The following is a 13,813-nucleotide window of genomic DNA, read 5'->3' on the forward strand; positions in this document are numbered from 1 at the left end:
AGTCGTGCTTTTTAAAATTAAAGCAGGGTTGCGCTATGAACAATATAACCAAGGTGACTATGTTTTACTCGGACAGTGACCTAACTCTATTGTAATTGAAAGATTTTTCTGGAAATTGCCGGTATGATCATGATTTGCTAGTGAGATGTGTTTATACTGTTATCGCTCTTACCTTACTTATTTTGAAAGGACTTGACGATGGATGACAAATTAAAACAAAGTGCTCTTGATTTTCATGAGTTTCCACATCCTGGGAAAATTACGGTTACCCCAACTAAACCACTAACAACCCAGAGAGATCTCGCATTAGCATACTCACCAGGTGTTGCAGTTCCATGTCTTGAAATTGCAGATGACCCACTTAAAGCTTATCGTTACACTGCTAAAGGTAACCTTGTCGGGGTTGTCTCTAATGGTACTGCCGTCCTTGGGTTAGGTAATATTGGTGCCTTGGCTGGTAAACCAGTCATGGAAGGAAAAGGTGTACTATTTAAAAAGTTTTCTGGTGTTGATGTCTTTGATATTGAAGTTGATGAAACAGATCCAGACAAATTAGTTGATATCATTGCGTCTCTTGAGCCGACTTTTGGTGGTATTAACTTAGAAGATATCAAAGCACCAGAATGCTTTTATATTGAACAAAAGCTCCGTGAGCGCATGAAAATCCCTGTGTTCCATGATGACCAACACGGAACCGCTATCATTTGTACAGCTGCTGTTATCAATGGATTACGAATTGTAAAAAAAGAAATTGGTGATGTCCGCCTTGTGGTTTCTGGCGCTGGCGCAGCATCAATCGCTTGTATGAATTTATTAGTCGCGTTGGGACTGAAACGTGAACATATCACCGTCTGTGATTCTAAGGGGGTGATTTATAAGGGGCGTGATGAACGCATGGATGTCACCAAAGCTGCGTATGCCATTGAAGATAACGGCCAACGTACTTTGGCGGATGCTATTCCTAATGCGGATATTTTCTTAGGTTGTTCAGGTCCACGTCTTTTAACGCCGGAAATGGTGAAAACCATGGCGCAAGATCCACTGATCCTAGCGCTAGCAAATCCTGAGCCTGAAATTTTGCCACCATTGGCGAAAGAAGTTCGTCCTGATGCCATCATCTGTACTGGCCGCTCTGATTACCCAAATCAGGTTAATAACGTGTTGTGTTTCCCATTCATTTTCCGTGGTGCGTTAGATGTCGGTGCAACAACGATTAATGAAGAAATGAAACTGGCTTGTGTGTATGCCATTGCAGACCTTGCATTGGCAGAGCAAAGTGAAGAAGTGGCTTCAGCCTATGGTAACCAAGATTTATTCTTTGGCCCTGAATACATTATTCCGAAGCCATTTGACCCACGTTTGATTGTTAAAATTGCACCTGCTGTGGCAAAAGCAGCAATGGACTCAGGGGTAGCAACGCGTCCAATTGAAGACTTCGATGTCTATATCGAAAAATTAAATCAGTTTGTTTATAAGACAAATTTATTCATGAAACCTATCTTCTCTCAAGCTAAGACTGCCAAAAAACGTATTGTTTTAGCTGAAGGGGAAGAAGAGCGTGTATTACATGCCACACAAGAGCTGGTTTCTTTAGGTTTGGCTTTCCCAATCTTAGTTGGGCGTCCAAGTGTGATTGAAATGCGTATTCAAAAACTTGGCCTACACATTGAGTTAGGTAAAGATTTTGAAGTGGTCAATAACGAAAACGACCCGCGTTATAAAGAATACTGGCAAGAATACTACCAAATCATGAAACGTCGTGGTGTTTCACAAGAAATGGCACGTCGTGCAGTGATTAATAACCCAACCTTAATTGGTGGGATCATGGTGTTACGCGGTGAAGCTGACGGGATGATTTGTGGTACCGTGGGCAGCTATGGTGAACATTATGAAGTTGTTAAAGATTTATTTGGTTTCCGCGAAGGTGTTCATGCTGCCGGTGCAATGAATGCATTGTTATTACCAACGGGTAATACGTTTATCGCAGACACTTATGTTAATGAAGACCCTTCTCCGGAAGAGCTAACAGAAATCACGTTAATGGCAGCGGATACGGTAAGACGCTTCGGTATTGAGCCAAAAGTGGCTCTGTTATCGCGTTCTAGCTTTGGTTCTTCAGACTGCGCATCAGCACAAAAAATGCGTGATACGCTCTCGATGATCAAAGCACGTGACCCTCATCTTGAAATTGATGGTGAAATGCATGCGGATGCCGCATTAGTTGAATCGATCCGTAAAGATGTGATGCCTGATAGCCCATTAAAAGGTTCAGCAAATTTATTAATTATGCCAAATATGGAAGCTGCACGTATTAGTTATAACTTACTGCGCGTGACAAGCTCTGATGGCGTGACGGTCGGCCCGGTATTGATGGGGGTTGCGAAGCCGGTACATATCTTGACACCAATTGCGTCGGTACGCCGTATCGTGAATATGGTGGCATTAGCAGTGGTTGAAGCGCAAACCAATCCACTCTAACGGTTAATATTAATTAATACGTATTAAAGGCTTCTATGATTTTATAGGAGCCTTTTTATTGAAAATGATTATCATTATCTGTATCTTATTAGCTTGACAACATAAGATGGAAAGCATAATGATTTCAATAAGATTGACCTCTCAAATAGCCACTTTAATGGTTGGGTTATTTTTCCTTATCGGTTGTACACAAAAAATTGAACCGACAATCGTACAATTAGATAGCCAACTAACAGTAAGCAACCAAATTATTGACTTAGCAACAGGTAAGTCTTTAACACCTCAGCAATTAATCGAGCAGCTTGCTCAATCTCCACGCGTCATTGTCGGAGAAAAGCATGATAACCATTATCACCACCAAATTGAGCAATGGCTTGCACAAGAAATGCCAAAAATACGGCCTCAAGGTGCGGTTCTACTCGAAATGTTGACACCGTCGCAGCAAAATAGTGTGAACCGTGTACAGGCGCAGATGCAAAATAACCCTTATATTCGTGACGAAAAGCTACAGTCCGCCTTAAATTGGAATAGTGGTTGGCCTTGGGAGCAATATGGGGCTTTAATCCGCCATTTGCTGAGCTCGCCTTATCCGCTACTGTCGGCAAACCTAGATAAAAAAGAGGTACTTGCCGCCTACGCTAACCCGTCATCAGTAACGGGGCAATATTCAGCTCAACCCATTGTTCAAGAACTTATCAGTAAAACGATTGAAAGTTCTCATGGTGGGGAACTGACAGCGGAACAAGTGGCTAAAATGACCTTTATACAGCAGTTGCGTGACCGTCGTATGGCAGAGTCGTTATTAAATGCACCTACACCCGCGCTTCTATTCGCAGGTGGCTATCATGCAACAAGAGCAATTGGTGTGCCTTTACATGTGCAAGACCTAGCGCCCGAAGAACCCGTAAAAGTATTAATTATTTCAGAAAGAGGTGAAGAAATAGACCATTTACATGCTGATTTTGTGTGGTACACGCCTAAAGGATGACTAAGTAATAGCAAGCTAATGATTTCAAAAAAGTTAATTTTGTGAAGTAATCTTTATTTCCAGTAAGAAATGATTTCCATTTTCATTTGTTATTAATTATCATTTGCATTTATACATAAATACGTCAGTGCATAAGATAAAAATGATTATAACAACATTTGAAAATGAGTATTTAAAGCGAACAACGAAGATAAGTGGGGGCTTCGCATTGGCAATTGCTCTTCATATTGGGGTTGTTGGGTTGTATATATGGGTAACTCACAATCAACAATGGGATGAGTTATTGCCTCCGCCATCAGTGGTGATGGAGATTTCGATTGAATCGCAAGCCGAACAATTGACAGAAGCTAACATTGGCCAACTACAAGAGTTATCGGTGGCGAGCCAGGCTCATGAAGCCCCATCGGAAGAGAAAATTATCCCATCATTAGCCATCAATGAGCAGGCTGAAGTGCAAGTCGCTAAAGCGGTGAGTACAAAACGAACTGCTGAAGTCAAAAAACAAAAGCATGAAAAGCAGGCGGTTGAACAAAAACAAGCGACTGATTCAAAAGCCAATGATGCCCCTGTCACCAGTGATGCTGCAGCGCCATTACAAACTCAAAAAATTGCCGCAGAATTTAATAGCCAGTCACAATCGGTAGATAACGCGAAAAGGCTATGGGAAGCACAAGTATTGGGGAAACTAAATAAATACAAGCGGTTTCCTGAAGACGCCGTAAGGCGGGGGCGAGTCGGTCAATCAACAGTAACATTTACGGTTGACCCACAAGGTTTTTTGCTTGGTAGCGACCTAGTAAGTTCATCAGGAACACGATCTTTGGATAGAGAAGCATTGCAGGTGCTATCGAGAGCAGCACCTTTACCTGAACCCCCAGCTGAAATTTTAATCAATGGGCGGGTAACTGTCAGGATACCTATTGATTTTACTCTTAATGAAAAATAGATTGGATAAATTATGCGTAATAAACTCACTGAGTTTTGTTTTATTACATTACTTGGTTTATATGCAGCAACCAGTGCTGCGGAGGATAGAATGTCAGCACCAATAGCCAAAAAACAACCTTATACTATCACCACTCACGGAGATGCCCGTGTAGATAACTATTATTGGTTAAGAGATGATCAACGCGAGTCTCCAGAAATCATTGAATATTTAACGCAAGAGAATAATTATACGCAGCAGCAACTTGCAAAAGGTGAATCGTTAAAAAAAGAAATTTACGATGAATTGTTTTCACGTATGAAGCAGGACGATGAGTCAGTTCCCTATGATTATAATGGTTATACCTACCGTTCACGAGTTGTCGCGGGGAAAAATTATTCTATCTTTGAAAGACGCCCTGTAAATAGCCAAGATGAATGGGTTGTATTAGTTGATGGTAATGAACGAGCCGAAGGCACTGAATATTATCGTATGGGAGCGTTAGCGATTTCGCCGGATAATACCACGCTAGCGATTGCTGAAGATCGCCAAGGACGTAATGAATTTGCAGTATCATTTCGCAAAATTGATGAGAGCAAGTGGCAGGAAAATGTATTAACCAATACTTCAGGTAATATTGTCTGGGCTAATGACAACCAAACGCTATTCTATGTGAATAAGGACAAGCAAACATTGCTACCTTATCAAGTGGTTAAACATCTATATGGTACACAGCAAACTCAAGATAAACTGGTGTATGAAGAAAAGGATGATACTTTTTACGTTAGTTTAGCGAAATCGACTTCAAAAGATTTTATTTTAATGGGGATCACGAGTACTGAAACCTCTGAGTACCGTTTAATTGATGCCAATCAGCCACAAAATGACGTTAAAATTTTAAAACCACGTCAAACGGGGGTTGAGTACTATCCTGACCATTTCAATGGTAAATTCTATATTCGTTCTAATCACCAGCATCCATTATTTGGTTTATATATTGCAGACAATATTTCAGCACCATGGGTAAGCTTTATTGCACCGCGTGATGGGGTTGATCTTGAAGGTTTTGCTTTATTTAATAATTGGTTAGTTGTGGAAGAACGCCAAAATGGTTTAGTGAATATTCGCCAAATCAGTTGGTTAACTAATAAAGAAAACCAAGTGAGCTTTGATGACCCAACATACATGGCGTGGATCGGAAATAACCCTGAGCCAGATACGGATAAACTACGCTACGGTTACTCATCAATGACCACACCGTCTTCAGTATATGAAATTAATATGCTGACTCAAGAAAAGCAGCTGTTAAAACAAGAAGAAGTTAAAGACTTTAATAAGCAAAACTACCAAAGTGAGCGTATTTGGGTTACTGCACAAGATGGGGTAAAAGTCCCGGTTTCTTTAGTTTACCGTAAAGATCTATTCAAACATGGCCAAAATCCATTGTTAGTCTATGGTTATGGCGCTTATGGGTATGGCATTGATCCTTCATTTAGTTCATCTCGTTTGTCTTTATTGGATCGTGGCTTTGTTTACGCGATTGCACATATTCGTGGTGGTGGTGATTTAGGTAAAAATTGGTACATACAAGGCAAAACAATCCACAAGATGAATACCTTTACTGACTTTATTGATGCAACCAAAGGGTTATTATCAGAAGGTTATGGTAAAGCAGGACATGTGTATGCCATGGGGGGCAGTGCGGGTGGCCTATTAATGGGAGCGGTTGTGAATATGGCGCCTGATTTATACGAGGGGGTTGTTTCCGCTGTTCCATTTGTTGATGTGGTAACCACAATGTTAGACCCATCAATCCCTCTGACCACCGGGGAATACGATGAGTGGGGTAACCCTGAAAATGAAGAAGATTACTGGAGAATTAAAGCGTATAGCCCTTATGACAATATCAAAGCACAACATTACCCACATATTTTAGTGACGACAGGGTTACATGACTCTCAAGTTCAATATTGGGAACCTGCAAAATGGGTAGCTAAATTACGAGATATTAAACAAGGCAATTCATTATTATTATTAGAAACTAATATGAATGCGGGGCATGGTGGTAAATCAGGGCGTTTTAATGCACTAGATGATATCGCCCAAGAATATAGTTTTATTCTCATGCTTGAAAATAAAGATAAATATTTTCCATATTTAAAATAATAATTAACCTATAAAATTTAGGTGATTTCAGGCCAGCAACAATATTAATGACATTGTTGCTGGGCCTCTTCACAGGCTTTATTTGGTCTGTGCTAGCAGTGTGAGCGTATGACACACAGTACGTTTACAGGAATGGTTTAATGAATAATAAAACAATAATTATGGTTGCTAGCATTATTGCCACTAGCTCCCAAGGGATTGCTTTGGCTGAAAATACGCAGCAGCAGAATAAGCAGAAAGAAGGTGTGGTTAATTTTAGCCAATTAAAAGTCTCAGGTGCGCAGAAACAAACGCCATTAGTCAAAGCATTGGAAAAACCGGGTGCTTATAGCGCGGTGGGTACGGAAAATAAATTGCAGTCGATGGATAAAATTATTCGTACCATGCCCGGAACCTATACTCAAATGGATGCCAGCCAAGGTACCGTTAATGTCAATATTCGCGGGTTGAGTGGTTTTGGTCGCGTGAATATGATGGTGGATGGTGTCACGCAAAGTTATTATGGAATTTCCCCAAGTCAATATACACATGGACAACAGCCAAATAATGATTTTGGCGCTTTAATTGACCCAAATTTTATTGTTGAAGTTGAAGTAGAGAAAGGGCAATTAAATGGAGGCAATAGTGTTAACGCTTTAGCAGGGAGTGCAAATTTTCGTACTATCGGTATTGATGATGTGATTTTTAAAGATAATGTATATGGGCTGCGTAGTAAAGCTAGCTGGGGAGATAATGGTCTCGGTTATAATGGCATGGTAGCGGTCGCAGGAAAGACATTATTGCAAGATGATGGCTATTTTGGCGGTTTAATTGCGGTTAGCGGCCATAATATTCCTGGCAGTTATAAAAATGGTGATGGGTTTGATAGTGATGAATTTGCCACCGACCCCACTTTCAAACAAAAGCCACAATCGCAATTAGCTAAATTGAAATATAAACCTAATGACAGCCATGAATTAGAATTCAGTGGTCGTTTCTTACAAAATAAGCTCACACGAAGAAAGATTAATAGTGAAGATTATTATATTAAATATAAATATACGCCGCTAAATGAATTAATTGATGTTGAGGTTTTAGCGAGTCATGGAAAAAATGACCAACAATTTGAAGGTGACTCATTAGGTTGGGCATTAAGGCAAGGTAAATCCAAAAATATTGGCGATGGTCTTAATCTTTCTAATACAAGCCGGTTTTCCTATGGTGATATTGATTTTGAATGGAAAATAGGTTCTAAGTTATCTAAAACGAAGTATGAGCGAGAGGTTAGTTCTGTTATTGACCAAGATACGTTGAACTATAATCCATTCTCGCCAAGTGGGTCGTTAGATCTTGCGAGCGCATATACACAATTGGAAGCCAAGTATGGGATCTATACAGCAATTTTTGATTTGAATTATATGAATTATCACTTAAAAGGTTTTAAACCTGCATGTGGTGATCAAGATTTTTGTTTTCCACAGGAAGCTGCAACTTTAAATTTACGGGGTAATGGTTTTAACCCCGGAGTTTTATTATCAGCAGAAATTATTCCTGAATTCCAGCCATTTGTCAGTTATGCGCATTCAATGAGAGCGCCGAATACGCAAGAAGTTTTTTATTCTCAAGAAGGTGGTAATTCAATGAACCCATTCTTAAAAGAAGAGAAATCACAGACATGGCAAGTTGGTTTTAATAGCTTTAAACCGGATTTAATTTTTGAAGGTGACCAATTTAATATGAAGGCATTATGGTTCCATACAAAAATTAAAGACTATATTACGAGTAAGCCTTATTTACTTTGTCGCCCAAGATCAAATGCTGAACTGGCTTGGTGTTTAATGAATGATGATGTATGGGACAAAGAATTCCCAGAATTTATGCGTAAAAGTTATATGTATGTCAATGAGCCTCATGATGTTAATCTTCGTGGCTATGAATTACAGGCTAATTATGATGCAGGTATAGTTTATTCAACATTATCCTATACCAAAGAAACTGGGGATCAACCTAACTCCATAGCTAAGGTTGCTGATTTTAGTGCGGGAGATTTCACTGAGCTTCCTGATTATTATGTGACCTTGGATTCAGGTGTGCGTTTATTGGATGAAAAATTAACCGTAGGTACAACTATTACATGGACCGGCCCTTCAAAACGAATTGGTGTAGAGTCTATCGTTGATAACGATGGAAATGCACTAAAAGATAAGTATGAAAAACAACCTACAATCATTGATTTATATACAGACTATGAAGTTAATAAAAACTTTAAATTGATGATGACGGTTAATAATATCACGAATAAAAATTATTCGGATGCATTAAATCGTGCAAATTCTACCGCTATTATGGAAGAACGCGGTAAAAATAATGCAACAGCAAGAGGGCGTACTTATATGATTGGTGGACAGGTGCGTTTCTAATCAACGTATAAATTTAACACCACTTATCCCGTTATTTTTATCGAGATAAGTGGTTAAAATAATTATTTCGATATTCTTTTTACTTTAACCTTCTCAATATGAGTAACTTGGCTTTCAACCCAGCCATCATTCAGGCGAGTTTTCAGTGGTTGGCCAACTTTCACTTGGCTGGTTTTTTTCAGTACGGTGCCTTTAGCGGTTTCACTGATACTAAACCCGCGAGCTAAGGTGGCTAATGGGCTAACTGCTTCCATTTTTGAACAAGCGACAGCGAAACGTTGGCGGTAACTGTTAACCAAACTCGTGACCATATTCTGCAAATGATACTGTGTCTGCTGCAACTGACGTTGCTGTTTTTGCAATTGAGGGCGCAAATCATTTTGCAGTAAACGACGGTCGAGCCTTTCGAACTTAGATGTTGAATTTTGTAGTTGTCGAGTCATCGACTGCGCAAGTTTTTGTTGCAATAAATTAAGTTGATTATGTTGCCGTGCCAAACGTAATTGTGGGTGTTGTTGCTGTAAACGGTGATGCAAACGAGCAAACCTTTGTTGTCGACCTGCTACATAATAATCCATTGCCATTTCAAGGTGTTGCTGCGCAGATTTTAGCTGACGGAGCATTTCTAACTGGTTACGGCTAACAAGCTCGGCCGCTGCAGATGGGGTGGGTGCTCTTACGTCCGCCACATAGTCGGCAATCGTCACATCGGTCTCATGACCAACAGCGCTAATTATAGGCAGTTGACTAGCAAAAATGGCTCTAGCAACGATTTCTTCATTAAATGCCCATAAATCTTCAAGTGAACCGCCCCCGCGACCGACGATCAACACATCACATTCTTGACGCAAATTTGCTAGCTCAATCATCCGAGCAATTTGTGCTGGTGCCATCTCACCTTGAACGGCCGTTGGGTAGATAATGATAGGCAGGGAAGGGTCGCGACGACGTAAAATATTTAAAATATCATGTAGGGCTGCACCCGTTGCCGAGGTAATGATACCGACGGATTTAGCTGGGCTAGGTAGTGGTTTTTTATGAATAATATCAAACAAACCTTGGGCACTTAGTGTTTGTTTTAATAGCTCAAAACGTTGTTGCAGTAAGCCTTCACCGGCTGGTTGCATGCTCTCAAGGATTAATTGATAGTCACCTCTAGGTTCATATAAGGTCACTGTCGCTCGAACTAAAACTTGCTGGCCATTTTGTGGGCGGAAAGTGACTCGTGCATTTTGCCCACGGAACATGGCCGCTCGCACCTGCGCTCGGTCATCTTTTAAGGTTAAGTACCAATGACCTGAACTGGGTTGTGAAAAATTGGAAATTTCAGCTGTTAACCAAATACGCCCCATTTGGCTATCGAGAAGTTCTCGAACCGATTGGTTAAGCTTACTAACAGAGTAAATTGCGCTATTTTGTGAAGTCGACATGTGAGCCAGATCAAATTTTAAAACAATGACTTAATCGATAGATACTAACGCAGCTATAGGAGTTATCAAGTTTTTTTTCAAAAAAGTGCTGGAAGCAACCGTTTTCGGTGTGTATAATGCCGCGGCAATATTTTATACCTTTCCATAACGCTGCCTGGTGGGATATTGCCTATGTTACGCATTAAAAAAGAAGCACTAACTTTCGACGACGTTTTACTCGTTCCTGCACACTCAACGGTATTACCGAATACCGCAGACTTATCAACTCAACTGACTGCAAACATCCGCCTGAACATTCCTATGCTTTCTGCAGCCATGGATACTGTCACAGAATCTGACCTTGCTATTGCTTTAGCACAAGAAGGTGGCATTGGTTTCATCCATAAAAATATGACTATTGAGCGCCAAGCGGAAGAAGTTCGCCGCGTAAAAAAACATGAAAGTGGTGTCGTAACGGACCCTGTTACAGTAACGCCGGATACCACTATTCGTGAAGTGCAAGAAATGGCTGAGCGCAATGGTTTTGCTGGTTATCCAGTCGTGGCAAACGATAACTCATTAGTTGGTATTATTACAGGCCGTGATGTTCGTTTCGTGACAGATTTAGACCAACCTGTTACTGCGGTGATGACGCCAAAAGAACGTTTAGTCACCGTGAAATAAGGCGAAGCACGCGAAATCGTTTTGCAAAAAATGCACGAAAAGCGCGTAGAAAAAGCCTTAGTGATCGATGATAACTTTCATTTGTTAGGGATGATCACGGTTAAAGACTTCCAAAAAGCAGAACGTAAGCCAAACGCGTGTAAAGACGAGCAAGGCCGTTTACGTGTTGGTGCTGCGGTTGGTGCAGGCGCAGGGAATGAAGAACGTGTTGACGCGCTGGTGGCTGCTGGCGTTGATGTTTTATTAATTGACTCATCACATGGTCATTCAGAAGGCGTACTACAACGTATCCGGGAAACTCGCCAAAAATACCCTGACTTACAAATTATTGGTGGTAACGTTGCAACAGCGGAAGGGGCGAAAGCCTTAGCGGATGCAGGTGTTAGCGCGGTTAAAGTGGGAATTGGTCCGGGTTCAATCTGTACTACGCGTATCGTCACTGGCGTGGGTGTACCACAAATCACGGCTATTGCTGAAGCGGCGGAAGCACTTGAAGGTACGGGTATTCCTGTTATTGCGGATGGTGGGATTCGTTTCTCCGGTGACATCTCTAAAGCTATCGCGGCAGGCGCTGCGTGTGTGATGGTCGGCTCAATGTTCGCAGGAACTGAAGAGTCTCCAGGAGAAACTATTTTATTCCAAGGCCGTACTTACAAAGCATACCGTGGTATGGGCTCACTTGGTGCAATGTCTAAAGGCTCGTCAGACCGTTACTTCCAATCAGATAATGCGGCAGACAAATTAGTGCCAGAAGGTATTGAAGGCCGCGTAGCGTATAAAGGCCGATTAAAAGAAATCATTCATCAACAAATGGGTGGCTTACGCTCCTGTATGGGGCTGACAGGTTGTGGTACTATTGATGCATTGAGAACAAAAGCAGAATTTGTTCGTATCAGTGGAGCCGGTATCCAAGAAAGCCACGTCCATGATGTTACTATCACGAAAGAATCTCCAAACTATCGTTTGGGGCAATAATCGATAAAATTTCTCAGGGTGGCGCATTCGTTCGATTGCGTCACCGATTCTTATTTTTGACTTGAATTTTTGGAATTCTCCTCAAATGACAACAAATATCCATAAACATCGCATTCTTATTCTTGATTTCGGCTCGCAATATACACAGCTGATCGCCCGTCGTATCCGTGAAATTGGCGTTTACTGTGAACTCTGGGCGTGGGACGTTACAGAAGAACAAATTCGAGAATTTAATCCAAACGGTATCATTCTTTCTGGTGGGCCAGAAAGTACGACTGAATCAGATAGTCCACGTGCTCCTGATTACGTATTTAATGCAGGTGTTCCTGTATTAGGTATTTGTTATGGCATGCAAACCATGTCAATGCAACTGGGTGGCGCAGTTGAGGTCTCTGGTGAACGTGAGTTCGGTTATGCCAATGTTGAAATCACTGAGCAATGTGAATTATTCCGTGATATTCATGACTCTCTGAACGAAGCTGGCAAGCCAGTACTTGATGTCTGGATGAGCCATGGTGATAAAGTTACCGCTATTCCTGCGGATTTTAAAACTATTGCCAGCACGCCAAGCTGCCCATATGCCATCATGGCAAATGAAGAGAAAAAATTCTATGGTGTTCAATTCCACCCAGAAGTGACTCACACTCACCAAGGCCTAAATATTTTAACGCGCTTTGTGAAAGATATTTGCCAATGTGAGGCACTGTGGACGCCAGCTGCAATTATTGAAGACACGGTAGCCCGTTTAAAAGAGCAAATTGGTGATGACCATGTACTGCTCGCGCTATCGGGTGGTGTTGACTCATCGGTTACTGCGTTGCTATTAAACCGCGCAATTGGTAAACGTTTAACCTGTGTATTTGTTGATAACGGTTTATTACGTTTAAACGAAGCAGACCAAGTGATGGAAATGTTTGCAGGTAAATTTGACCTGAACATTATCCATGCTAAAGCAGAAGATCGCTTCTTAAATGCGTTAGCTGGGATCAGCGATCCAGAAGCTAAACGTAAGAAAATTGGTCATGTATTTATCGAAGTATTTGATGAAGAGTCATCTAAGCTGCCTAATATCAAATGGTTGGCTCAAGGGACTATTTATCCAGACGTTATTGAGTCAGCGGCATCAGCAACTGGCAAAGCGCATGTTATTAAGTCTCACCATAACGTCGGTGGTCTGCCGGATGACATGAAACTTGGTTTAGTTGAGCCATTAAAAGAATTGTTTAAAGATGAAGTCCGTAAAATTGGTCTCGAGTTAGGTCTCCCGTACGACATGCTGTATCGCCACCCATTCCCTGGCCCAGGTTTAGGGGTTCGCGTATTAGGTGAAGTGAAGAAAGAGTACTGTGACTTATTACGTCGCGCAGATGCTATCTTTATTGAAGAACTGCACAACGCGGATTTATATCATAAAGTTAGCCAAGCGTTTACCGTATTCTTACCTGTCCGCTCTGTTGGCGTCATGGGTGATGGCCGTAAATACGACTGGGTGGTTTCATTACGTGCAGTAGAAACTATCGACTTTATGACCGCGCATTGGGCGCACTTACCATATGATTTCCTAGGCCGAGTTTCAAACCGTATTATTAATGAGGTCGATGGCATTTCCCGTGTTGTTTATGATATCAGCGGTAAACCGCCTGCAACAATTGAGTGGGAATAATATAGCAATTGTTGATAACAGTTTTTAGTTATCGATAAATTCAAAGGCATCAGTTAGTTACTGGTGCCTTTTTGTTTTTTGGTGACGAGTAGGTCATTTTACTTTGGTTAAGTGATGATCACTTTA

At 41.2% G+C, this 13,813-nt stretch carries 7 protein-coding genes and 1 pseudogene; 7 read left to right on the forward strand and 1 reads right to left on the reverse strand.

Features of this window, described 5'->3' with window-relative positions; genetic code table 11:
- The first annotated feature begins 198 nt into the window (after positions 1-198).
- The 5 genes from maeB to P3L37_RS08945 all read left to right on the forward strand — a co-directional run bounded on the left by maeB (position 199) and on the right by P3L37_RS08945 (position 8,956).
- Positions 199-2,478 (forward strand): NADP-dependent oxaloacetate-decarboxylating malate dehydrogenase, encoded by a 2,280-nt coding sequence (gene maeB / locus P3L37_RS08925; RefSeq protein ID WP_109912445.1) that lies wholly within the window; start codon positions 199-201, stop codon positions 2,476-2,478.
- A gap of 118 nt (positions 2,479-2,596) precedes the next feature.
- Positions 2,597-3,466: a ChaN family lipoprotein gene (locus P3L37_RS08930; protein ID WP_004911323.1), complete on the forward strand. Its 870-nt coding sequence runs from the start codon at positions 2,597-2,599 to the stop codon at positions 3,464-3,466.
- Positions 3,467-3,608: 142 nt separating this feature from the next.
- Entirely contained in the window at positions 3,609-4,412 is an 804-nt protein-coding gene (locus P3L37_RS08935) for a cell envelope integrity protein TolA (protein WP_109912446.1), read from the forward strand.
- 12 nt (positions 4,413-4,424) lie between these two features.
- Positions 4,425-6,557 (forward strand): S9 family peptidase, encoded by a 2,133-nt coding sequence (locus tag P3L37_RS08940; protein ID WP_110731975.1) that lies wholly within the window; start codon positions 4,425-4,427, stop codon positions 6,555-6,557.
- Between the two features lie 140 nt (positions 6,558-6,697).
- Positions 6,698-8,956: a TonB-dependent receptor domain-containing protein gene (locus P3L37_RS08945; protein WP_222960634.1), complete on the forward strand. Its 2,259-nt coding sequence runs from the start codon at positions 6,698-6,700 to the stop codon at positions 8,954-8,956.
- A gap of 62 nt (positions 8,957-9,018) precedes the next feature.
- On the opposite strand, the gene xseA is transcribed toward P3L37_RS08945, so the two are convergent.
- Entirely contained in the window at positions 9,019-10,386 is a 1,368-nt protein-coding gene (xseA, locus tag P3L37_RS08950) for an exodeoxyribonuclease VII large subunit (protein WP_109912449.1), read from the reverse strand.
- Between the two features lie 171 nt (positions 10,387-10,557).
- Between xseA and guaB the strand changes: the two are divergent.
- Positions 10,558-12,024, forward strand: a pseudogene (guaB, locus tag P3L37_RS08955) (IMP dehydrogenase).
- A gap of 85 nt (positions 12,025-12,109) precedes the next feature.
- Positions 12,110-13,687, forward strand: coding sequence for a glutamine-hydrolyzing GMP synthase (gene guaA / locus P3L37_RS08960; RefSeq protein ID WP_110731973.1), 1,578 nt, complete (start codon positions 12,110-12,112; stop codon positions 13,685-13,687).
- Positions 13,688-13,813 lie beyond the last annotated feature (126 nt).

Source organism: Providencia sp. PROV114 (genome assembly GCF_032704305.1).
GTDB classification, from domain to species: domain Bacteria; phylum Pseudomonadota; class Gammaproteobacteria; order Enterobacterales; family Enterobacteriaceae; genus Providencia; species Providencia rettgeri.